The organism is Nonomuraea sp. NPDC052265 (genome assembly GCF_044547985.1).
Taxonomy (GTDB): Bacteria; Actinomycetota; Actinomycetes; order Streptosporangiales; family Streptosporangiaceae; genus Nonomuraea.
In genome coordinates, this window is sequence record NZ_JBIUBJ010000011.1 from 279598 (window position 1) to 302273 (window position 22676).

Annotated in this window: 23 protein-coding genes and 1 pseudogene; 8 read left to right on the forward strand and 16 right to left on the reverse strand. The window is 70.1% G+C overall.

Features of this window, described 5'->3' with window-relative positions; translation table 11 throughout:
• Position 1: 1 nt before the first annotated feature.
• The 10 genes from rfbB to ACIHAD_RS30235 form a co-directional block, all read right to left on the reverse strand.
• Positions 2–931: a dTDP-glucose 4,6-dehydratase gene (gene rfbB / locus ACIHAD_RS30190; protein WP_397358018.1), complete on the reverse strand. Its 930-nt coding sequence runs from the start codon at positions 929–931 to the stop codon at positions 2–4.
• Positions 928–1995, reverse strand: coding sequence for a glucose-1-phosphate thymidylyltransferase (locus ACIHAD_RS30195; protein ID WP_397358019.1), 1068 nt, complete (start codon positions 1993–1995; stop codon positions 928–930). Before ACIHAD_RS30195 ends, rfbB begins: the two co-directional genes overlap by 4 nt.
• Positions 1996–1997: 2 nt before the next feature.
• The gene (locus ACIHAD_RS30200) at positions 1998–3452 is read right to left on the reverse strand and encodes a sugar transferase (protein ID WP_397358020.1); all 1455 of its coding nucleotides are present in this window, start codon (positions 3450–3452) and stop codon (positions 1998–2000) included.
• A 270-nt stretch (positions 3453–3722) separates the two neighbouring features.
• Positions 3723–4073, reverse strand: a complete 351-nt coding sequence (locus ACIHAD_RS30205) for a hypothetical protein (protein WP_397358021.1) — start codon at positions 4071–4073, stop codon at positions 3723–3725.
• Positions 4074–4145: 72 nt separating this feature from the next.
• Positions 4146–4775, reverse strand: coding sequence for a GntR family transcriptional regulator (locus tag ACIHAD_RS30210; RefSeq protein ID WP_397358050.1), 630 nt, complete (start codon positions 4773–4775; stop codon positions 4146–4148).
• Positions 4775–5659, reverse strand: a complete 885-nt coding sequence (locus tag ACIHAD_RS30215; RefSeq protein ID WP_397358022.1) for a DMT family transporter — start codon at positions 5657–5659, stop codon at positions 4775–4777. The genes ACIHAD_RS30210 and ACIHAD_RS30215 overlap by 1 nt, the downstream gene beginning before the upstream one ends.
• 18 nt (positions 5660–5677) lie before the next feature.
• On the reverse strand, positions 5678–6055 hold the full coding sequence (locus ACIHAD_RS30220) for a hypothetical protein (protein ID WP_397358023.1): 378 nt from the start codon (positions 6053–6055) through the stop codon (positions 5678–5680).
• Between the two features lie 71 nt (positions 6056–6126).
• Positions 6127–6621 (reverse strand): GNAT family N-acetyltransferase, encoded by a 495-nt coding sequence (locus ACIHAD_RS30225; RefSeq protein WP_397358024.1) that lies wholly within the window; start codon positions 6619–6621, stop codon positions 6127–6129.
• A gap of 22 nt (positions 6622–6643) precedes the next feature.
• Complete coding sequence (locus ACIHAD_RS30230) at positions 6644–7003, reverse strand: MmcQ/YjbR family DNA-binding protein (protein WP_397358025.1); 360 nt, start codon at positions 7001–7003, stop codon at positions 6644–6646.
• Positions 7004–7042: 39 nt separating this feature from the next.
• Positions 7043–7462 (reverse strand): VOC family protein, encoded by a 420-nt coding sequence (locus ACIHAD_RS30235; RefSeq protein ID WP_397358026.1) that lies wholly within the window; start codon positions 7460–7462, stop codon positions 7043–7045.
• Between the two features lie 155 nt (positions 7463–7617).
• On the opposite strand from ACIHAD_RS30235, the gene ACIHAD_RS30240 reads away from it, so the two are divergent.
• The 3 genes from ACIHAD_RS30240 to ACIHAD_RS30250 are packed head-to-tail and all read left to right on the forward strand — an operon-like array spanning position 7618 to position 9885.
• Positions 7618–8067 (forward strand): hypothetical protein, encoded by a 450-nt coding sequence (locus ACIHAD_RS30240; protein ID WP_397358027.1) that lies wholly within the window; start codon positions 7618–7620, stop codon positions 8065–8067.
• A 6-nt stretch (positions 8068–8073) separates the two neighbouring features.
• Positions 8074–8901, forward strand: coding sequence for a hypothetical protein (locus tag ACIHAD_RS30245; RefSeq protein WP_397358028.1), 828 nt, complete (start codon positions 8074–8076; stop codon positions 8899–8901).
• 30 nt (positions 8902–8931) lie between these two features.
• Positions 8932–9885 carry a helix-turn-helix domain-containing protein gene (locus ACIHAD_RS30250; RefSeq protein WP_397358029.1) on the forward strand — a complete coding sequence of 318 codons (954 nt, stop codon included), beginning with the start codon at positions 8932–8934 and terminating at the stop codon, positions 9883–9885.
• A gap of 35 nt (positions 9886–9920) precedes the next feature.
• Here ACIHAD_RS30250 and ACIHAD_RS30255 read toward each other — a convergent pair whose 3' ends face one another.
• From ACIHAD_RS30255 to ACIHAD_RS30265, 3 genes are all read right to left on the reverse strand, one after another.
• Positions 9921–13664: a S8 family serine peptidase gene (locus tag ACIHAD_RS30255; RefSeq protein ID WP_397358030.1), complete on the reverse strand. Its 3744-nt coding sequence runs from the start codon at positions 13662–13664 to the stop codon at positions 9921–9923.
• Positions 13665–13809: 145 nt separating this feature from the next.
• Positions 13810–14145, reverse strand: coding sequence for a hypothetical protein (locus ACIHAD_RS30260; protein WP_397358031.1), 336 nt, complete (start codon positions 14143–14145; stop codon positions 13810–13812).
• A 171-nt stretch (positions 14146–14316) separates the two neighbouring features.
• Positions 14317–15624, reverse strand: coding sequence for an MFS transporter (locus ACIHAD_RS30265; protein ID WP_397358032.1), 1308 nt, complete (start codon positions 15622–15624; stop codon positions 14317–14319).
• A 92-nt stretch (positions 15625–15716) separates the two neighbouring features.
• Between ACIHAD_RS30265 and ACIHAD_RS30270 the strand changes: the two genes are divergently transcribed.
• On the forward strand, positions 15717–16310 hold the full coding sequence (locus ACIHAD_RS30270; protein ID WP_397358033.1) for a helix-turn-helix domain-containing protein: 594 nt from the start codon (positions 15717–15719) through the stop codon (positions 16308–16310).
• A gap of 10 nt (positions 16311–16320) precedes the next feature.
• Here ACIHAD_RS30270 and ACIHAD_RS30275 read toward each other — a convergent pair whose 3' ends face one another.
• The gene (locus ACIHAD_RS30275) at positions 16321–16710 is read right to left on the reverse strand and encodes a PPOX class F420-dependent oxidoreductase (protein WP_397358034.1); all 390 of its coding nucleotides are present in this window, start codon (positions 16708–16710) and stop codon (positions 16321–16323) included.
• A 70-nt stretch (positions 16711–16780) separates the two neighbouring features.
• Here ACIHAD_RS30275 and ACIHAD_RS30280 point away from each other — a divergent pair, with 70 nt between their 5' ends.
• The gene (locus ACIHAD_RS30280) at positions 16781–17203 is read left to right on the forward strand and encodes a MarR family winged helix-turn-helix transcriptional regulator (protein WP_397358035.1); all 423 of its coding nucleotides are present in this window, start codon (positions 16781–16783) and stop codon (positions 17201–17203) included.
• 265 nt (positions 17204–17468) lie between these two features.
• Here ACIHAD_RS30280 and ACIHAD_RS30285 read toward each other — a convergent pair whose 3' ends face one another.
• A complete protein-coding gene (locus ACIHAD_RS30285) occupies positions 17469–18044 on the reverse strand; it encodes a GNAT family N-acetyltransferase (RefSeq protein WP_397358036.1) in 576 nt (191 codons plus the stop codon).
• A gap of 270 nt (positions 18045–18314) precedes the next feature.
• Complete coding sequence (locus ACIHAD_RS30290) at positions 18315–18485, reverse strand: hypothetical protein (protein WP_397358037.1); 171 nt, start codon at positions 18483–18485, stop codon at positions 18315–18317.
• Between the two features lie 870 nt (positions 18486–19355).
• On the opposite strand from ACIHAD_RS30290, the gene ACIHAD_RS30295 reads away from it, so the two are divergent.
• From ACIHAD_RS30295 to ACIHAD_RS30305, 3 genes and pseudogenes are all read left to right on the forward strand, one after another.
• Complete coding sequence (locus ACIHAD_RS30295; RefSeq protein ID WP_397358038.1) at positions 19356–19952, forward strand: hypothetical protein; 597 nt, start codon at positions 19356–19358, stop codon at positions 19950–19952.
• 504 nt (positions 19953–20456) lie between these two features.
• Positions 20457–20708 (forward strand): hypothetical protein, encoded by a 252-nt coding sequence (locus ACIHAD_RS30300; protein WP_397358039.1) that lies wholly within the window; start codon positions 20457–20459, stop codon positions 20706–20708.
• Between the two features lie 525 nt (positions 20709–21233).
• A pseudogene (locus tag ACIHAD_RS30305) lies at positions 21234–22265 on the forward strand (ATP-binding protein); the annotation flags it as partial.
• Positions 22266–22676 lie beyond the last annotated feature (411 nt).

A 22676-nucleotide genomic window follows, 5' to 3' on the forward strand; every position in this document is an offset into this window, starting at 1 on the left:
GTCACGCGGGCCACCAGTCGCGGTGCTCGGCGTACCAGCGGACGGTGTCCTTCAGCCCCTGCTCGAACGGGATCTCCGGGCGGTAGCCGAGCTTGCGCAGCTTGCCGTCGTCCAGGGAGTACCTGCGGTCGTGGCCCTTGCGGTCCTCGACGTAGCGCACCGAGTCCCAATCGCGGCCGCAGGCTTCGAGCAGGCGGGCGGTCAGCTCCTTGTTCGTCAGCTCGGCGGTGCCGGCGATGTGGTAGATCTCGCCGGGCTCGCCCTTCTCCGCGACCAGGCGGATGCCGGCGCAGTGGTCCTCGGCGTGGATCCAGTCGCGCACGTTCCCGCCGTCGCCGTACAGCGGGACCGGGCGGCCGCGCAGCAGGTTCGTGACGAACAGCGGGATCAGCTTCTCCGGGTACTGCCGGGGGCCGTAGTTGTTGCCACAGCGGGTGATCGACACGTCCAGGCCGTAGGTGATCGCGTACGAGCGGGCGATCAGGTCGCCGCCCGCCTTGCTGGCCGCGTACGGCGACCGCGGGCGCACCGGCGCGGACTCGTCCCAGGAGCCGATGTCGATCGACCCGTAGACCTCGTCCGTCGAGACCTGGACGACCTTCGGCGTCCCCGCCTCCAGGCACGCCTGGAGCAGCGTCTGGGTGCCGAGCACGTTGGTCCGCATGAACTCGGCGGCGGCGCCCTCGATCGACCGGTCGACGTGGGACTCGGCGGCGAAGTTCACCACCAGGTCGTGACCGGGCACGACCTCGCGCAGCAACTCCGCGTCGCAGATGTCGCCGTGGACGAACTCGTGGCGCACGCCGTCGAGGTTGGCCCGGTTCCCGGCGTAGGTGAGCTTGTCGAGGACGGTCACGTACGCGTCGTGCAGCCCCCGGACGAAGTGCGAGCCGATGAACCCCGCACCGCCCGTCACCAGAATTCTTGTCATGTAGTGATCTGTACCTTGCTGTGATCGCCCAGCACGAGACGGTGGGCTCTGGGCGTGTTGGGCGCTCGGGTGACCTCGACGTCGTGGCCGATCAAGGACGCCTCGATCCGGCCCACGCCGTCGATGGACGCCCGGGGCAGCAGGATCGAGTATTCGATCTCGCTGCCGGTGACCACGCAGGACGCGCCGACCGAGGTGAACGGCCCGACGTAGCTGTCCTGAACGCGCGCGCCCCGGCCGATGATCGCCGGGCCGACCACGCGGGAGCGCTCGACCACCGCGCCCGGCTCGACCACGACCCGGCCGATCAGCTCGCTGGCCTCGTCGACCCGCCCGCGCACGCCGGGTTCGACCGACTCCAGGACCAGCCGGTTGACCTCCAGCATGTCGGTGACGTTGCCGGTGTCCTTCCAGTATCCCGAGATCACCGACGACTCCACGCGCAGCCCGGCCTCGATCAGCCACTGGATCGCGTCGGTGATCTCCAGCTCGCCCCGCCACGACGGCTTGAGCTCGGCGACGGCGGCGTGGATCGCCGGGCTGAACAGGTACACGCCGACCAGCGCCAGGTCGCTCTTGGGCCGGGCCGGTTTCTCCTCCAGGCCGACCACGCGGCCCTTCGCGTCCAGCTCGGCGACCCCGAACTGGCCGGGGTCGCCGACTCTGGTCAGCATGATCTGCGCGGCGGGCCGTTCCCTGGTGAACCTGTCCACCAGGTCGTTGATGCCGCCGACGACGAAGTTGTCGCCCAGGTACATGACGAAGTCCTCGTCGCCCAGGTACTCGCGGGCGATCAGCACGCCGTGCGCCAGTCCGAGCGGCGCCTCCTGGCGGAGGTAGGTCACCTGCAGCCCGAACGCCGAGCCGTCCCCCACGGCCGACTCGATCTCCGCCTGCGTGTCGCCGACCACCAGGCCGAGCTCCCGGATCCCGGCCGCCGCGATGGCCTCCAGCCCGTAGAACAGGACCGGTTTGTTGGCGACGGGGACCAGCTGCTTGGCCGAGGTGTGCGTGATGGGCCGGAGCCGTGTGCCCGACCCTCCGGCGAGCACGAGTGCCTTCACTGCTAGTAAGCCCCTTCTCCACGGGTGACGACGGACCAGGTCTTCCACAGGATCTGCAGGTCGAGCAGGAGCGACCAGTTCTCCACGTAGCGCAGGTCGAGCCGTACGGACTCCTCCCACGTCAGGTCGGAGCGGCCGCTGACCTGCCAGAGGCCGGTCATGCCCGGCTTGACCACCAGACGGCGGCGCACGTCGGCGCCGTACCTGGCGACCTCCTCCGGCAGCGGCGGACGGGGGCCGACGAGCGACATCTCACCACGGATCACGTTGAGGAGCTGCGGCAGCTCGTCCAGCGAGTAGCGGCGCAGGAAGGCGCCGACCCGGGTGATCCTTGGATCGTTCCTTATCTTGAACAGCACCCCGTCGAACTCGTTCGCCTCCAGAAGCTGGTCCTTGAGCCGTTCGGCGTCGACCACCATCGTGCGGAACTTCACCACCCGGAACTCTCTGCCGCCCCTGCCCACCCTGGTCTGGTGGAACAGCGCGGGCCCCCGGCTGGTCAGCCGGATCACCAGGGCGAGCGCCAGCAGCGGCAGCGCGAGCACCAGCAGGGCCGCGCCGGCCACCAGCCGGTCGAAGGCCGCCTTCAGGAGCTGCCGCGTGCCGTCGAACTCCGGGTGCTCCACGTGCAGCAGCGGCATCCCGGCCACGGGCCTGATGCTGATGCGCGGGCCGGCGACGTCCATGAGCGCGGGCGCGACGAACAGGTCCGTACGCGCCGTCTCCAGGCTCCAGGCCAGCCGGCGCAGCGCCGCGCCGTCGAGCTCGGGACAGGCCAGGACGGCCACCGCGTCGGCCCGCGAGTGGGCCACGACCTCGGCGACGTCGCCGAAGGCGCCCATCACCGGGATGCCGTCGAGGTCGACGTCCAGCGTGTCGTGCGGCAGGCACGCCCCCACCACCTGCATGCCGTGGTGCGGCTGGCGGCGGAACTGCACGACGAGGTCGAGGATCGACTCCCGGTGCCCGACCGCGATCACCTGGCGCATGTACTCGCCGATCGCCCGCCTGCGATGCAGCCGCTTGCGCATGCGGTAGCGGAAGTAGAGCGTGGCCAGCAGCACCAGCGGCAGCATCGCCATGACGAAGCTGCGCGCGATGGCCGTCTGCGTGGCGTAGGCCAGGATGGCCGTGGTGGCCATCAGCCCGATGCCGCCGGTGAAGACGGCCTTGAACTCCTCCGTGCCCTCGCCGTTGGCGCGCTGGCGGTACGCGCCTCCCATCATGAGCGCGACGGGCCAGGCGACGAGCAGGCCGAGCCCGAGCACGTACTCGGCGATCGGCACGTACACGCCGGAGGCTAGGCGTACGCCCAGCACGCACACGCACGCCAGCAGCGCGCATGCCGTGTCTCCGCCTAACAGGAGCCGCAGGTACGCCCGGGTCCAGATGCTGGATTCCAGGCGCGGCGCGGCCTCGAGGAGCACAGCAGTGGACTCCCCAGTCCCCACCCTCATAGCACCACCCTGTGATAACTGCTTTCACCGCGATAACAGGACGTTCCTTGTGCCGCATAGGTTGTCAATGACCCATGCGTTATCAAGGGCGGCGGCCCCCACTAAAGAGTAAAGATCGATTCCAACCTGGGGAATAACGGGAAATGTCCACAATCGGACGTCGATCTAGGGGTTTCGGGGGTTGACGGAACGATCCAAAAGTGCAGCGCACGGGCGAGGAAATATGAGGTTTATTGCGACATTTCGCCAGGTGACCGGCCGATGGACCCGCTAGTCGTACTCCAGGTCCGGCAATGCGGACGGCGGATCAGGGCTGCGCCACACGACCACAACTCCGTCACGCGCGGAATCGGCGGCCAGGTTCAGCCGGTCGAGATCGAAATCGGGCAAGTAGCGTAGACGGGCGAGAAAGGTGGCATCGGTCGCGGAACGCGGCACCACACAGCCTTCGCCCTCACGATCGAGCAGGATGTAGAGAACGTCTTCCCCGGATTCGGTGGCGACACGGACCTCCGCCACGTCCTCCCACGCAAGGGCCTCGACGCTGCCGTCGGCGTAGTGACGGGTGACGCCCTCTTCGGTGACATATACGTAGGAGTCCGGCATCGGGTTGCCGTGCATGGCCGCGATTCTCGCGAGTTCCGGGGTTGTCCCGCAAGGGCTCGCGCTCAATGGCGCACATGGCGTTGCGGTTCAGGGACGCTCGGGACTGCCCCAGTTGTGGCTGAGATGCGCCGCGACGGCCGCCCGCGCCGCCTCCGCCGGACCCGCCGCGATGGCGTCGAGCAGTTCGCGGTGCTCGCGGACCAGGACGTCCCGGTCGCGGTAGACCTCGCGCAGGCGGACCATGCCGAGCCTGGTCTCGGCGGCGAGCGTGGCGTAGAGGCGTACGAGCCGCCGGCTGCCGGCCGCCTCGATCAGCGCCTCGTGCAGGGCCATGTGCTCGGCCACGGTCGCCGACCACGGTGCGTCGGCGGGCAGTTCCTCCCACCTGTGCAGCGCGGCCTCGGCGTCGGGGACCCGGTGGCCGGCCACGGCCTGGGCCATGAGGTCCTCCAGGGGCCGGCGCACGTACATGAGGTCCTGGAGGTCCGCGATCGTCACCTCCGGGACATAGGCGCTGCGGTTGCGCTCGCGCCTGAGCAGTCCCTCGTGCACCAGGCCGGCCAGCGCCTCGCGCACGGTCGGTCTGGCCACGCCGTACGACGCGGCGATCTCCTGCTCGGGCAGCGACGTCCCCGCCGCGATCTCGCCGGAGAGCACCCGGCTGCGCAGGGCGCCGGCGAGCGCGCCGACCGTGGAGACGGGTTTGAGGGGCAACATCACGGCTGTGATGCTAGTGCCGTTTCCGCGACGCGTTCCTTGCCGCGCTCCGGCACGGCCACCGCCACCAGCCCGAGCACCAGCATCACCAGCCCGGCGACCGAGAGCGGGGCCAGGCGCTCGCCCAGCACCAGCAGGCCCAGCAGCGCGGCGACGGCCGGCTCGGTCAGCGCCAGCGTCGAGGCCGTGGCGACCGGCGTGCTGCGCAGGCCGCGCCCGTACAGGATGTAGGACAGCGCGGTGGTGCCGAGGCCCAGGTAGAGCACGGCGAGCAGCCCGCGCGGCTCCCCCAGCCAGCCGACGCCGTTGATCAGCAGCACCGGCAGCATGACCACGGCGGCGCCGCCGAACAGCACGCCCATCACGGCGTCCGACTCGGCCCCCTGCTCGATGGCCCTGGCCGCGGAGACCGCGTAGAAGGCGTAGAGCAGGCCGCCGAGCAGCGCGAACAGCACGCCCGACACCAGCCGCCCGCCCGCCTGCGCACCACCGCCGACGATGAGCGCCGCGCAGCCGCAGACCGCCGCCGTGGTCGCCAGCGCCCACCGGCCGCTCGGCCGCCGTCCGTGCAGCACCCAGGACAGCAGGCCGGTGAACACCGGCCCGCTGCCGATCGCGACCACCGTGCCGATGGCCACCCCGGTCCGCCCGACCGCCGCGAAGAAGCAGAGCTGGTACGCCGCCACCGCCAGGGCGGCCGGCAGCAGCCCCGGCCGGAGCGCCCGCCTGACGCCGGCCCTCGCGAGCAGGCCGAGCGCGGCGCCGCCGATGACCAGCCGGGCGGCGGCCAGGGACACCGAGTCGGCCGAGACGAGCAGCCCCGCGGTGCCCGCGGTGCCCCAGAGCGCGGAGGCGCCCACGACGGCGAGAGGTCCGTTCTTCATGCCCTCATTGTCAGACAATTAGACAATTTCGTCCAGCAGGCCGTCCAGCATGCGGTCAGCGGGGGCGGCGACGTCGCCCGCGTAGTCGTCCAGGACGGTGAGCGCGTCGTGCACGTTCGGCAGGCTGCGGCGCGGCAGCTCCAGCAGCGGCTCGTCCTCGACGGTGATGCCGCCCTCCACGTGGAAGGCGTCGCCGGAGGCGGTGAGGGAGACCTCGAAACGCACCTCGCGGCCGTCGGGCAGGGTGAGCGCGGCGCCGGTGCGCACGCCCGAGGGCGGGACGAAGCAGGAGAAGGGCCTGCCGCGCACGAAGGGGTGGCGTAAGTCGGCGAGGATCTCGGCCGCCCTGCTCAGGGCCGCCAGCAGCCCGGCCGCGGCCCGGCTCTCGCTGTCCACCCGGGAAAGGGTAGTTCACCCCGCCACCACGTGGCCAGGTCAGTCGGTGACCAGGTCAGTCGGTGGCCAGGTCAGTCGGTGGCCAGGCGGGCGTGGCGCTCGACGTCGTGGCGCACGCCCTCGTGGCGCAGCTTGCCGCGCTCGATGCCCTCGGCCAGGAACCCCGCCTTGGTCGCCACCCGGCACGACGCCGGGTTGTCGGTGCGGTGCCCCAGCTCCAGCCGGAAGAGCCCGCGCTCGCCGAACGCCCACCGGGCCAGCTCCCGCGTGGCGACCGTCGCGATCCCGAACCCCCGGTGTGCGGGCAGGACCCAGTAGGACACCCACCCGTTGTCGTGGGCGTCGATCCCGGCCACCGCCACGTTCCCGACCACCGTGCCGCCCCCGACGGTCACGGCGAACGCGTGCCCGACGCCCGTCCAGGACGTGATCCAGCCCATCGCGTCCTTGAGCGTGATGACGGGGAAGGGCGACTGGCGGCGCAGATCGGGCGTCTCGAACGCGCTCAGCACCACCGGGGCGTCGTCCGCACGCCACTCGCGCAGCCGGATGTCGATGGGGGTCACGCTGCCCGAGACTACCTCCGGCTCACGACGGGCCGATCTGGTGCGCCGCCTCGAACGCGCTGACCAGCGGCCGGGGCGCGGTCAGGCACCACGCCTCGGCCATCAGCTCGAACAGCTCGTCGGCGTCGATCCTGTCGAGGTGGACCACGACCCACCCGAAGCGCCCGGCGGTGAACTGCACCTCGAACACCTCGGGCCGCTCGGCCACCAGCGCGAGCTGCTCCTCGATCGTGGCCTTGACCCCGACGGTCTCGGTCTTCTCCCACAGGTAGCCGAAGCCCTTGCCGTTGACCTTGAAACCGACCCACTCCGCACTGGGATGCTCGGTCACCTCCGGCAACCCCCGCACCAGATCAAGGAACTCGTCGACGCTCACACCCATGCCGGCTGTCTACCAAACCCCACCGACAACCCCGCCGGCTCAGCGGTAGTAGCGGACCTCGATGACGTTGCGGTCGGGGTCGGGGAAGAAAATGGTCTCGGGGGCGATGCCCTGGGCGCCGAAGGAGTTGGAGCCGGTGCCGGTGACCTCGACCCCGTGGTCCTTCAGCCGCACCTGGAGCGCGTCGAAATCCTCCCGGCTCACCGACAGGCAGAAGTGGTTGATCTGGTGCCCGGCGCTGCCCGTCACCCCCGTGCCCTCCTCCACACCCTTCGACACGTCCTGCGCCATCAGGTCGATGATCGTCTCATCGGCGATCCGTACGCTCGGGAACCCCGCCTTGCCTTCGCGGAACTCCTCCCCCCGGACCCCCGGCAGGCCCACCACCTGCTCGTAGAAGCGCAGGGCGGCGAGCTGGTCGGAGACCCAGAGAACGAGATGGTCCAGACGCGCATCCATGTAATAGATCCTCCATTCCCGTCCAATATCCGTTGCGCGCATGCCGCTGTCCAATTGAGGGCCCCTGCCGCGGACGATCGTCTCCTGATCGAAAGGTGGGATTCACGCGTGGTTCCTCTGTCCCGGCGGGTGGCCGGTCCGTCATCATTTGCCCTATGACGGACACGGTCGGGGGCGAGCCGATGCCCTTCGTCGTACGGGCCGCCAGGTTCGTCATGACGCTTCAGGTGGCGTTCGGCCTCGTGGGGCTGGTCTTCCTGGGCGGCGCGGCGTTGTCCGTCTTCGCGCCCGCCATACTCCTGCTGTTCGGGTGGCAGGCGGCGTTCCTCTGGCTGGTCGGGTGGCTGATGGGACGCTTCGGCAGCCGCAGGACGTGGGTGCTCTGGGCGGTCGTCGCCCTGGAACTGCTCCAGGTCGGCGGGTCCGTCGTGATCGACGTGACCGACTCCGGCCGTCTCGACCTGGTGGGATTGCTGCCCGAGAACGCCGCGGGGCCGCTGCCCGTCGTCGTGCTGCTGCTCCTGCCGCCGTCCTGGCGCTGGTTCTCCCGGCGGGAGCGGGCGGACCGTCCCCTCTTGACAGGAGCGGGCGAAGATCGTCCATGATCGAGCATGAATGCGTTGATCCGGGCGGCGCTCGTGGGAACCGTGGTGGGCCTGGCACAGGCGATCATCGCCTTCCACGGCCCTGGGGACGCCGTGGGCAACCTGCTGCTGATGCTGTTCGCGACCCTTCCGCTCGGGATGCTGCTGTCCTGGTACGGCATGTTGCGGAACTGGTGGCTCGCCTCGCTGCTGGGGCAGTTCGCCCTCATCGCGCTGTACGTCGGCCTGACCATGACCGTCCCCGTCTCCGTCCTCGTCGGCTTCGGCGGCTGGCGCGTCGGCCTGATCGCCATGGCCGCCGGGGCGTGCGGCTACGCGCTGGGAGCCGGGATCGCCCTGCCGGTCGCCGCGCCCGTACGCGTCTCCGCGGTCGGCGTGGCCGCGTCCCTGTTCCTGGCGGCGTGGTCGAACCAGGAGGTGATCGCACTCGCCGCCCAGTCGCAGGCCATGGCCGGCCGGGACACCGCGAACGTCGTGCCCGACCTGCCGGGTTTCCGGCTGGTCGAGGTGGACGTCTTCGGCCCGGAGCTCTCCCTCAGGTACGAGCGCGCCACCGCCACCGTCCTGGTCGACGTCTCGCCGGAGACCATGTCCCCGGAGCAGGCCTGCGATGACGAAGTGATTCCCCGCGAGGACATGACCTGCGTGGAGGCGGCGCCGGACCTCTGGATACTGAGGGGTGACTACGGCAGCACCGTGTTCACCGCCCACGAGGACACCCTGGTGCGGCTCTCCAGCGAGGACGTGCACGAGAAGCGGTTGCTCGCCGCCGCGGACACCCTGCGGCCGGTCGGCCTCTGGGAACTGGCCGCGCCCGCGTACGAGCGACAGTGACGCTGCAAGGCAGTCGGAAAGTGATGAAAGATGCTGGATAGGCTGGGTTTCAGCGACGAGGAGGAGGTCGTCTACATCGAGCTCCTGCGCCGCCGCCGGGTGACGATCCCCGACGTGGGCGAGGCGCTGGACCTGCCGGTGGCGGCCGTGACGGCGGCCGTGACGCGGCTCGTCGCGCTCGGCCTGGCCAGCCGCGACAACACCGGGTTGTACATGGCCGTGCCCCCCGACGTGGGCCTCGGCACGCTGATCGCCGAGCGCCAGGCCGCGCTGCAACAGGTGCAGGGCAGGCTGGCCGAGCTGGTGGAGGTGTACCGCACGGGCGCGGCCTCGCCCGCGGGCGAGATCGAGGCGCTCACCACGCCCGAACAGCTGGCCACCTGGCTCGGCAACCTGGAACGCGGCGCCCGGCGGGAGGTGCTGGCCTTCTTCCGGCCCCCCTACGTGCTCGACGTCAACCTCGACGACTCCACCAACACCCTGGCCACCTACCGCTACGTGTACGAACGTGCCGCACTGGACGACCCCAGGGCCCCGGCCGAGATCGGCAGGTTCCTGAAGGGCGGCTACGAGATCAGGATCGCCGTCGAGCTGCCCAGCAAGATGATCATCGTGGACCGGGAGGTCGTGCTCCTGCCCATCCTGCCCGACCAGACGAGCGTGGAGCCGGGCTTCCTCCTGGTCAGAGGGCAGTCCCTGGTCCATCTGCTGGTCGCGCTGTTCGAGCGGGTGTGGCAGGCGGCGACCCCGCTGCGGCTCACCGCCACGAGCGTGGCCGAGGGGGTCGCGGCCTGGGACGACACCGATGTCGCGCTGATGACGTACCTGCTGTCCGGGATGCCGGACAAGACGGTCGCCAGCCGGCTCGGCACCAGCGAGCGCACCGTCCAGCGCCGGATCCGGCGGCTGATGGAGCTGGCCGGGACCGACAGCCGCATGCAGCTCGCCTGGTACGCGGCCCGGTCCGGCATGATCCCGCTGTGAGGGGCGCCCCCGGCGGGGACGCCCCTCACCCGGAACTATCGGCGTAGCCGGTACGCGCGGGTCACGGTCTGCTCGACGGTGTCGCCGTCGGCGTCGGTGGCCTGCACGCGCAGCGACACGAACCCGCCGGGGGTCGCGGGGTTCCTGATCGTGCCGGTGAAGGCCCGCTCACCGGCGGCGGCGAGCCGTACCGGCTGCCAGGTGGCGCCGTCGTCGGTGGAGGTCCACAGGGCGGCCCTGGTGATGCGCGGCCCCGCCAGGCCCTTCGGGTAGCGCAGGCCGAGGCCGACGCGGGTGGCGGCGTTCGCGCGGGCGCTGTTGGCCTCGTCCACGTCGAGGTCGTAGTCGATCGACAGGACCGGCAGCAGGGCCGGGGTGGCGGCCTGCTCCGAGCGGAACGTCCAGTCGGTGCGCACCTTGGTGGAGGTGGTCCAGAAGGGCTGGTCCCGCTGCACGTCGGTCACCACCCGGTACTGGGCGCGTTCGGGCACCATCGGGAAGGCGACGGCCGACGACGGCGCGGAGCCCAGCAGCTCGCCGTCGCGGTAGACCGTCGCCTGCTCCTTGTCGGTGAGGGCGCGGAACAGGTACACCTGGCCGGGCGCGGTGTCGAACAGCCCGCCCGCGAACACCACACCGATCGCGCCGTCCCGGACCGCCGACTTGTCCATCGTGTTCGGCAGCGCCGTGCGGACCACCGCCTTGTTCCAGTCGCGCGACACCCGCTGACCGGCCCTGAGCGCGGACGGCGCGGTCTGCTGCCACGCCTGGCCGCCCTCCCAGACCGATCCCACCTGCATCGACTCCCAGGTCCGCAGGTCGGCCGTGACGTACTCGGTGAGGGGCCGCGGGATGGTCAGCCGGGTGAAGACCTGGTAGGCCATGGTCTGCATCGGCGAGACCAGCGCCCGGGCGTACCCGGCCTCCGTGGCCGGCGCCGACGCGTGGAACGACGACTGCACCGTGGCCAGCTCGCCGTCGCGCACCTTGTACCGCTGGTCCGCCGGGACGCCGCCGTTGCGGTACTTGACCAGCTCGTAGGCGTACGGGCTCACCGCCGTGCCCGTGAACCGGACCTGAAGCCCGCCCTTGGCCGCCGACGCGGCCAGCCGGGCGCCCTGCTCGCCCGCCAGCGTCATCGCCGGGATCTTGGTCGGCGTCGTGCTCCAGTTGTCGGCGCCCAGGTTGCCGGGCTTGTCGTTGTAGACGATGACCGCGCCCGCGCCCGCGGCGGCGGCGTTGTCGACCTGCTGCTGCGGCGTGAGCTCGTCGCTGCGCTCGACCAGCGCGAGCCGTCCCCGGACCGCCTGCCCCGCGTAGTCCTCGGGACGTCCGGTCCCGGCGTCCGTGGCCCGCATGACCTGGGTGCCGTCGATGCGCGCGGAGCCGGCCCGGCCCCGGAAGTACGCCGGCTCGATCGGCCCGGCCCCGGCGCCGAGGGCCTGCGCCTTCAGCTCCGGCGCGGTGAGCGACCAGCCGACACGGGCCTCGAAGCGGCTGCTCGTGCCCTGGGACGGGACGGAGTACACCTTCGTCTCGCCGTTCATCCACTGTTCGAGGCCGTAGGCGTTGGTGCCGGCCGAGCTCTGGATCGCCAGGCCGAGCCGGATCCGGTTCGTCTGGTTCGGCTTCGGGGTGTCCATGGTGACCGGGCCGGCCTTGGCGCCGTCGAAGGTGACGGTCCGGTCGGAGTCGATGACCGCGCCCGGCTCGGCGCCGTAGGTGTACTCCCAGACCCGGTTCCCGTCGGCGGCGTAGTGGAAGATCTCCGCCATGAAGGCGTGCTCGCCTCGGGGCAGCCGGACCTTGGCGGTGCCGTCCGCGCCGATCAGGTAGCTGTCCGGAAGGGTCAGCTTGTCGAGATTGATGTCGTGCACGACGGCGACGCCGGTGGTCGGCCTGCCGTCCCGGTCGAGCACCTTGAGCGTGACGTCGAAGCGCTCCACGTCCCGGACGAAGCCGACGGCCGTGGTCACGACCGTCTGGCCGTCGGCGGTGGTCGCGGTGACGTGCGCGCCGTGCGCCCCCGCCGTCACGGCCGAGGCGTCCACGGTGACGGCCGCCGACGCGGTGCCGTGCGCCGGGACGGTCACCGTCTGCGCGCCCACGGTCAGCGCCGCGGCCGGCAGGTCCTCGCCCGCGCCCTTGGCGCTGAGCGTGAGGGTGACGGGCTGGTCGCCGTCGTTGACGTACTCGATCTCCTTGGTGGCCGGCTCTCCGGCGTCCCAGTCGGTGAGCCTGAAGTCGAGCACGCCGGAGCCCGAGACGGGCTGCCGTACGGCGCGGCTCACGTCCACGCGGCCGGCGCCCTGGCTGTGCACGGGGGTGCCGGCCGTCGTCCTCGCCGTGCTGACGAGCTGGCTCTTCAGCCTCGCGGCGGTCCAGTCGGGGTGCCGCTGCGCGAGGATCGCCGCGGCGCCCGCCACGTGCGGGGTGGCCATGGACGTGCCGCTCGCCGTGGTGTACGTGCCGTCCACCGGCGTGCCCATCGAGGTGCCCGCGGCACGGGCGGCCACGATCTTGAAGCCGGGCGCGGTGATCTCCGGCTTGAGCGCCCCGTCCCCGCCACGGGGACCGCGGCTGGAGAAGTCGGTGACCGCGTCCGCCGAGTCGACCGCGCCGACGGTGAGCGCCGCCTCGGCCGCGCCGGGCGAGCCCACCGTGGTCGCCCCCGGGCCGCTGTTGCCCGCGGCGACGGTGAACAGCACGCCCGTCTCGGCGGTCAGCTCGTTGACCGCCACGGCCAGCGGGTCGGTGCCGTCGGCGCCCTCCTGGCCGCCCAGGCTCATCGAGACGACCTTCGCGCCCGAGTGGGCCGCCCAGCTCATCCCGTCGAGGATCCACGACTCCATGCCGGCGCCCTCGTCGGCCAGCACCTTGCCCACGATCAGCCGGGCGCCTGGCGCCACGCCCTTGTACCTGCCGCCCGAGGCCGCGCCGCTGCCCGCGATCGTGGAGGCGACGTGCGTGCCGTGCCCGTGGCCGTCCTTCGCCGTCTGGCCGGGGACGAAGCTGCGACTCTCCGCGATCCTGTCGGCCAGGTCGGGGTGGGCCGCGTCCACGCCGGTGTCCAGGACGGCGACCTTGACGCCGGTTCCGTCGTAACCGGCGGCCCACGCCTCGGGGGCGCCGATCTGCGGCACGCTCTTGTCGAGCAGCGTCTTGACCTTGCCGTCCAGCCAGAGCTTCTCGATGCCGCCGGAGAGCCGGGCCTTGGGCGTTCCCGCCTTGGCGGTGTCGTCGTCGACGGCCTCCCAGAACGTGCCGCCTCGCTTCTTGCCCGCGGCGACGGCCGCTCCCCGGATGCCGGGCAGGGACCGGGTGACCCGGCCGCCGTCGGGCGGACCGGCCTTGGCCAGGCCCTTGCCGGAGTACCGCACGATGGTCGGGGTCGACTCGCTGTGCGCGTCGTCGTACCCCTGGGCGATGAGCTGGGTGACGTTGAACAGCCGCTTGTCCACCTGGCCCGAGGCGACCAGGGGCGCGGCCTCGGTCGGCAGCACGTACACGTCGGAGCCGACCGTGTAGGTGCGCAGGTCGCCGGCCGACCGGTCGCCGGGGCTGACGGTGACCGAGACGGGACGGCCGGCCTGGCTGGCCACGGTGACCTCGTCCCCGGTGATGAGGGTGACCCGCGCGGTGGTGACCGACGACGCCGGCACGCCGGTGACGCCGGCGGCGGGGGCCGTCGCGTCACCGTGCGCGCTTCCGGTGCCGGCCGCGACGAGCGTGGCGGCGAGGGCGGCGCTGAGCAGCGCCGCTCTACGACTGAATGGCATGGCGGTGGCTCGCTTTCTACCGGTTGGGGGGTTGCGCAACCGGCAGAAGAAAGTTTTGCCAGAACGGGACGTATACGCCATGACTAGGGCATGGCGGACAACCGACATGTCAGATCGTCGCCACCGGCCGGGTCAGCGCCGACTGTCAAGGCGTGAGGTCGCGGGCGGTTCCGGCGGCGACGGCCCGGAGCTTGTCCGGGTTCGCGACGTTGTGCACGGCGGTGATGCGCCCGTCGGCGTCGAAGTCGAAGGTCACGGTGGCGACGACCCGCCCGTGGCCGCTGAACACCATGCCGGGGCCGCCGTTGATCTCGGCCGGCTCGGCCCTCATGTCGCCCGGCTCGACACCCTGGTAGGTGACCGTGCCGATCGCGGCGAACCACGAGGCCACCGTCCGCGCCCCCACGACCGGACGCAGCGCCTGGCGCACCTTGCCGCCGCCGTCGGTCCACAGGGTGACATCGGGGGACAGCAGTTCCATGAGCGTGTTGATGTCGCCGCCGGTCGCGGCGGCCAGGAAGCGCCGCGTGACGTCCCGCTGCCGCGTCCGGTCCGCCGCGAAGCGCGGCCGCCGGGCCTGTACGCCTCTTTCGATCTTCGCGATTCGCCCTGTCCCCGCGCCCGGACGACGCCGGGGGCGTCTGCTGGAAGGTCACCGGCGTGACAGCAGGCGGTCCAGCAGGATGGGGACGATCGTGATCACGGCCAGGCCCGCGCCGATCCACGGGACGGCGGTGAGCCCCGCCCCGGCGTCCAGCGCGGCGGCGGCCGACACCGGCACGAGGCTGATGCCCAGTTGGAAGGCCGAGACGGTGGTGGCCCCGGCGAGCGTCGGCGCCCCCGACGCGATGGCGAACACGCGCCCGTAGACCGCCGGGTTCAGCACGAACCCGGCGACGCCGAGCAGCAGCACCAGCGGTACGACGGCCGGGACGTGCCGTCCGAGCACGGCGAGCAGCACGGAACAGGCGGCGATCCCGAGCGCCCCGGCCAGGAGCGCGTGCGTGGGCAACCGGTCGGCGATGCGGCCGCCGACCGACAACCCGGCGAAGGCACCCACGCCGAACAGCGTCAGGATCGCCGGCACCCAGACCCCCGGCACACCCGTGACCTCGGTCAGGAACGCCGCCAGGTAGTTGTAGGAGATCATGTAGGCCGCGGTGCTCAGCAGGGTGACGGCGTACACGATCCAGAGCTGGGGCCGCCGCATCGTACGGAGCTCGCTGCGGACGCCCGCCTGCCCGTGCCCGCTGGTGGCCGGCAGCGCGACGAGCGTCAGGACGGCGCCGGCGACGGTGAAGGCAACCACCGCCCAGAACCCCGCGTACGCGAGACCACAGAGGAACCGCGTGACCAGCAGCACCGGATAGCTGTCGGTGAGGATGCCGATCGCCACGCAGGCGGCGAAGGCCGCCTGGGCGACCACCAGCGTCGTCCGGCGCGGCCAGCGGAGGGTCATGATGGCCAGCGGCGGCCCGCCGATCACGACGCCCGCGGCGAACGCCGAGATCAGCCCGCCGGCGGAGGACAGCGTGATCCGCAGGTCCTCGGCGACGGCCGGCAGGACCCCGGCGAGCAGGAACTCCGCGCTGCCCATCGAGAACAGGCCGAAGGACAGCAGGTAGATCCCCAGCGGAAGCCTGCCGCGGGCCCCGGCTCGCCCTCCAGCCGTACGGAGAAGCCGGGCTCGACCTCCTCCACGCGCCCCCCGGACGAGCCGCACGCCGTACCGGGCGATCTCGGCCCGTCCGAGCTCCAGCAGGGTCGACGGCGGCAGGCCGTCGCGGGACAGGTAGCCGTGCATGTGCGCGGCGGGGGCGTTGCGCGGCGCGCCCGCGTCGACCACGACCACCTTGCGCCGCGCGCGCCCGAGGAGCAGGGCCGCGCTCAGTCCGGCCGCCCCCGCGCCGACCACCACCACGTCATGCTCGGTGTCCTTGCTGTTAATCGCCTTGGTCATGACGATCACCTCCGGCCCCGATGGTGCGATCCGGCACGCGGAGATGACAACTTCTGTTGCCATTTCCGGGACGGCGAAGGTGGAATGGGCCCATGGAGCAGCAATCCCGGATCGACGCCACGCTGGCCCAGGTCGGCGCCCGGCTCAGACACCTCCGCACCCAGCGCGGCGTGACCCTGTCGGCCCTGGCCGAGGCCACCGGCATCTCCAAGAGCACGCTCTCGCGGCTGGAGTCGGGGCAGCGCCGTCCCAGCCTGGAACTGCTGCTGCCGATCGCGGGGGCGCACCAGGTACCGCTGGACGAGTTGGTCGGCGCGCCGGAGGTCGGCGACCCGCGCGTCCGCCTCAAACCGCTGGTCCGCAACGGCCGGACCGTGCTGCCCCTGACCACCCAGCCCGGCCCTCTGCAAGCCTGGAAATCGGTCATCCCCGCCGACCAGAACCAGCCGCAGCCGGTCACGCACGAGGGTTATGAGTGGATGTACGTGCTCTCAGGGCGCGTCCGCCTGATCGTGGGCGACCACGACCTCGTCATGGGGCCCGGCGAGGCCGCCGAGTTCGACACCCACCTGCCCCACTGGTTCGGCCCCGCGGGCGATCACCCGGTGGAGGTGCTCAACCTGTTCGGACGGCAGGGGGAACGCATGCACATGCGCGCCCAGCCCCGCCCCCGGCAGCCGTCCTAGGGGTGTTCGATCACTGGCTGGTGCAGCGGGTGGGCCGCACGACGATGACCACCCTGCGCTCGGCGTCGCCGACGGGCCGTTCGTAGTCGAGGCCGTACCGCCTGGCCAGCACGTCGAAGAAGTCACCCTGGGGGTCGGGTTCGACCCGCTCGACCGTGCCCCGCACCTCCAGGTAGCGGTACGGCTGCTCGGGATCGTTGACCGAGATCGCCACATGCGGGCGGGCGCTCGCGTTGCGCCCCTTCTGCCGGTCGCTCGTGGTGGTGAAGCGCAGGAACTCGCCGTCCCAGACGGTCCACACGGGCGTCACCTGCGGGGTGCCGTCGGGCATCAACGTCGCCAGATGGACGTACAGGGGGCGGGTCAGCAGGTCGAGGTGGCTCTCCGGAATCACAGACATGCCTCGAACACTATCAAAGCCTTTATATCTATAAGAGCTTTTAGTGCCTGCCGACTTGTAGGCTCCCTGCATGGACATGCCCCCGGAGGAGCGGCTCGGCCTCGACGTCAAGCGCGCCGAGCAGCGACTCATGGCGGCCAAGCACGCCGCGGTCAAGACCGCCGGGCTGACCGTGCCCCAGTACGCCGCCCTGCTCGCCCTCGACGCCAACCCGGGCATCTCCGCCGCCGCCCTGGCCAGGGAGTGCCTGGTCACGCCGCAGGCCATGAACGTCGTACTGAAGAACCTGCTGGAACACGGCCTGATCGAACGTTCCCCGCACCAGTGGCACCGCACCATGCTCGAAACCCACCTCACGGACGCCGGCCGCGAGGCCCTGCGGGTGGCGGACGAGGCAGCCGTGATCATCGAACGCCGCATCTCCACCGCCTTCACCCCCGAGGAACGCACCACCCTCCGCACCCTCCTCACCCGCTTCACCAACGCGATCTGACTGGTCGTTGGGGACTGACGCCGACGACCTGCCGCGAACAGATCGCCCCTCTCCTGATCAGCGCGGCCCCCAGCCTGGCCAGGGCGGCATTGACCGGCCAGGCGTCCGCAGGCCCGGCAAGCTCCTCATCCAGCCGGCGGAGCGTGGCGCTCGTCCGCAGCGGCCCTGCCGAGGATCAGGCCGGCCATCCCTGATGCCCTTCCCAAAGCACCAACACTTCGTCGAACACCTCTGGCGACACCTTGCCCACGCGCCGCAGATACGGTCAGCGCTCTATGCGAAGGCTCACCTGCGACCCCAGCTCGCGGAATCCGAGAGCTCGGGCCACTCGCCGCGACGCCGCCGGACGCGCCCTCCACTGCGGCAGCAGCCCCGCACCGAGCGCGTCGGCCACCGCCGCCGACGCCACCACCCGAGCCAGCCCCCGCCCCCGAAACCCCTCGGCAGTCAGTACGGACAGATGCGCCGCCGTATCCGACCACGTCCGATATCCGGCGGCGGCGACCACATCACCGCCTTCACGAACCACCCAGACCGCCGAACCGACCTCCGCCAGCCCGCTCTCGTCGGCGTCCTGCTCACTCACCGCCGCCACGAGCCCGCCGACGTCCCGATCCCCCGCCGCCAGTCGTTCGACATCCGCCCCGACATGGCAGGGAACGAACTCCTCGGCATCGACGTACGCGAGCGTCGCCGGCCCCAGAACCTCGCGGACCTCCAGCCGCTCGGAAAGCCGCGAAAGATCGACGCCATCCTCGCCGAGACCGCCGCGCAGGGCCTGACGCAACGGCTCTGCCAACCCGGCATCAGGCACCGTGACCAGCGCCCCGCCGTTCAGCACGACGATCCCCGCCCACCCAGGCGGGCACAACCCCGACCCGGAGGAGACGACCACCGCGACCTCTCCCCGCCCGGGAAACCCGACAGGAACCCGAGCCAGGTCCGCCCACAACCGCCCCGCCACATTCCGCACCACACTCAATGATCCCAAACAGCGCCACATCCCTCACAATGCCGGACGAACAGGCACCGTGGGACATGAAGACCTCCTGTTGTGGTGAAGACAGCGTCTCCACCACAACAGGAGGTCCTCCCCATCAGCGCCGGCCCGCTAGTTGCTCTCCGGTCGTTGCCGCAGGTCCGGATGGCGCAGGAGGTTGCAGCCATGGCCGTTGATGTGGTGCCGTAGCCCGGCGATCTCGTCGACCAGGGCCTCGTGATCTCGTCTCAGCTCGGCCTGGAAGGCAGCGAGTTCGGTCATCATCAGAACGATGCTGATCATGGTGATGTCGTCCGCGGGAAGAAGATGCCGCGCCGGTGGCCCGGCGCGTGCCCTGACGTGAGCACAGTGACAGGTGGACGGCCAAGAAACCGAGCCGCGGTCAGACCCGAGGTGTAGTTCTTTCTCCTACCACCAGACGTCTTTCCTCCCGGGAATGTGGTTTCTCACCAGCCCCCTTCACACAAAACGCAGCCGACCAAATCGAAAGCGGCGTAAGGGGGCCGGACAGCAAGTGAGTCCGCCACTGCGGCATCAAGGGCGGTGCCGCCATCCCGACCAAGCCTCGAAGGCACCCCAACCGCGCCGGGCCCCATCGGGCCAGATCGCCCGCAGCACGGCACTCGCCCGGCAGCCCGTCCCGATACCGCTCGGCCGGGATCACGACCTTCAGCACACCGCCGAGGTCGAGTACCGCGCGAGCGAAGATCTGATCGGCCCCGTCCGCCGGACAGACAACCCACTGAAGCCGGGAAGGCACTCCACAAGAGCCGCACGTATCGCCCGATCGACCAGCACAGCAGCTTCTTCCGGCAAGCTCCTGTGCCCGGACACCGCGATGCGCACCATGATCACCTCCGGAGCAGGACGCCATCAAGACGTTCGCGCACCGGCAGCCAGTTCCACCCCTTACAGGTGGAACCAGTGAATCCGCCGACAAGTGGTACAGACGAAGCAGGTCGCGTCTCGGTTGGCCCAGTCCAGGCCCATGAAGGTCATTCCGGTCGTCTGCAGCGCTGCTCCTCCAGAAACAGGCAAACTCAACCACCTGTGCCGCGGCACGTAGCGGTCGCGGGCGATCGCGGGAACAGCGTCTCTGTCCCAGAGGGGTGGCACAGTGGGCATCAGTGACCGAGGAGGAGTTGAAGGACTATGGGTGACTTTTTCGAGCGGATCGTCGATGTCGAGGTGACCGGCGAAAAGGCTGAGTCCCTTGCAGAACGTGTGGTCGACTGGATGGTCGCCGAGGGGCTGATCACGCGCGAAAGGTCCAGCGACGGGATGTACAGCCTGCAAGTGGACGACGGGTACGAGGCCGGCCCCAATTGGGAACGGGCAGTGGCTGATTCCTCTGACCCGTCGTGGATACCGGGCCCGGTGGCGGTCATCGTCGGACGGGATTACCACGTCGGGGGCCAGGGGATGAGCGAGGCGGACTCGGCGACCTGCCCGCGATGTGACACGACAACCGTAATCATCGACTACCCGAATGCGTGGGAAGCGGACCAGAAGGCCTGGCAGCCGTTCAGCGACGGCATCGACACCTGGAAGGAGACCGGCGAAGGAAGTATCACCTGCTCCTCGTGCGGAGCCTCCGTCCCGGTCACCGAGTGGCAGTTCGGGTCCGGTTTCGACCTCGGGGCGCTCGCATTCGACTTCTGGGGATGGCCACCTCTCAGCGTCAGCTTCCACACGGAATTGAGCAAGCAACTGGGTCACCGCATCGAGGTACAGTCGGGCAAGTTCTGACCCCCGCCACAAGCGATCAACCGGGTGACGATCACCCTCGCGACCAGCCGTGAGTGACCGCCCCCGCCCGTCCCGCACAGATCTGGCATGCGCCCAGGAGGTCTCACCTCCTTCGAGGAGCCGGGGCTTCGGTGCGCGGCCGGAGGACGGGGGGGCGGCGGCGCGCCGTCCACTCGTCCTGATCTGGGGGTAAGCACCCAGCTTCACGAAGTGATGACCACCTACTCCGTCTCCTTCGGGTGGCGAGGGGATGCGTAGATCACCCAGACGGGACGAGTGGTGTCATCGATGACATACCGCACACGTCCACCGCTGGTGATCTCGAACTCCTACTGCTCCAGATCCTTGCCGTTGTGACGATGGGAGGCGAGATCGCCACACAGACGATGCTGTCGATCAGGACCAGCGCCTGCGCGAGGATCAAACCGCAGGGTCTCGAAGCATCGACGGGTATCGGCCAAGGCGTGGCGGCACAGCTCTTCCCAGCCGCGGGTGGAGCGGGTGGTGTCCAGCAACGGCAGCCTGAAGGTGGCCGGCCGCAAGGTTCAGGTCGGCCAGGTGCACCGGGGCAAGGTCGTCACCGAGGTCCTGGAGGAGACGCAACTACGGGTGCTGTTCGAGGGCGAGCTGCTGTCGGTCCACCCGCGCACCGTCGTCAAGGAGGTCAACCGGCTGCGAGCCGGCGGCCACATCGACTACGAGATCCAGGCATGGTGTAAAGCATCAGCCGATGCCAAACCGTCAAGCATCAACTGAAGGTTGACAAACGGCTCTGGCCCATGATCTACGCCGGACCATACCGGGCGACCACGGGCCAGGATCTAGCTATCTCCGCAGGTCTACGCCTCGCCGGAGGTCAAACCCACCGGACAGGCCACGCCCGTTCCGCCGATGCCGCAGTAGCCTTTGGGGACTTCGTACAGGTACTGCTGGTGGCTTCAGTTCAGGCATCAAATGCCTCCCACTCAGGCACTCACGACGGGGACCGCCCTCTGGACGGCTTCGGCATGTCCTGTGGCGTAAGGCTGAAGCGGACGGCACCCTTGACAGTGCCTCTTGGAGGTTGAGGCGAACATCTCGCAATCTTGTTCGGCGTCTCCTCCCCGCACTCCTGACCGAGAGGCCGGGCCGCTGCTCGGCAGATCAGCCACTACAGATGCGGCAGATCCGCCAAGACCTGTACGGCAAATCTGCCATCACTGCATGTCGGTGCGGAGTATTCTCCGCACCGAGGACACGGATGAACTCACGCTCTTCCCTCGTCGCGCGGAGGCCATGGCGATGGAAGCCCTCACCGACACCCGTGTAGTGGTGATCAATGGCGCCCGGCAGGTCGGCAAGAGCACTCTGGCCCAGGCGATCGTGCGTCAGACGGCAGGAGCCGGCGAGATCTACTTGGATCAGGCAGCCGTACGCGCGGCGGCGCGACAGGATCCCGATGGGGTCGTGCATCATGACGGACTCCTTCTCATCGATGAGATCCAGCGCGTACCGGATCTCCTTCTCTCCATCAAGCGGGAAGTAGACGCCGATCCGCGGCCAGGGCGCTTCCTGCTGACGGGATCCGCCCGGCTTCTGGGCCTCCGGGACTTGCCGGACGCGCTTCCCGGCAGATCCGAGACAATCGAACTCTGGCCGCTCTCCCAGGGGGAGATCGAACGGAGCGACGACAGCTTCGTGGACGAGGCATTCGGGAAAGGTCCTGATCTCAAGGTCGCGGCTGCCGGACTTCGTCGTCCTGACTACTTGCATCGCGCGCTACGCGGGGGCTATCCGGAGGCCGTCCACCGCCCGTCCCATCGCAGAAGAGCCCGTTTCCTCGAGTCCTACATCTCCGATCTGATCAACCGAGACGTCAAGCAGATGTCCGATATCGAGCGACCCGCCGAGATGCGCCGTCTGCTCAACATCCTCTCCGGACGGATGGGTGGCTTGACTGTGATCGACAACATCAGCCGCGATCTCGGGCTGCCTCGCAACACCGTGAAGCGCTATATCGACCTGCTCGACCTGGTGTACGTCATCAGACGGATTCCGGCCTGGTCGTCCAACGCGACCACACGCGCGATCGCGACACCCAAACTGCTGCTGGTCGACTCCGGACTTGGCGCCCATCTGGCAGGCCTGACCCCATCCCGCGTGTCCGACATAACGGCACCCGTGGGTCCGCTGATGGAGAACTTCGCCCTTGGCGAGCTGGCCCGCCAGCTCACGTGGTCCGAGGAGCCTGTACAGCTCTATCACTACCGAGATCGAGATGGGGTCGAAGTCGACGGCATACTCGAACGAGCCTCTGGCGAGATCATCGGCATCGAAGTCAAGGCCACCGAAACCGTACGCGCCGATGACTTCAGAGGCCTGCAGCATCTGGCCCGCAAACTGGGCGACCGACTCATTGCCGGGTACGTCCTGTACGCGGGCCAGGAAACGCTTCCTTTCGGGGACCGCATGCGCGCTCTTCCACTATCCGCATTGTGGACCGCGTCTTCCACGACCTGATGGACGGGCTCATGTGTCCCCGAACGCGGGCCGCCCCGGCGGCACGGCCCGCGCCCGGCAGGTCAAGCTTTCGCCGGAGGTCAGACCGACGGGGCAGGACACGCCGGTGCCACCGATCCCGCAGCACCCGTGTGCATCCCCCCGTAGCGTGGAGACCGAACCGGGAGAGGTTTGGTCGTGGCAGCAGTCACGCGGCGGCGCTTTGATCCGGAGTTCCGGGCTGGG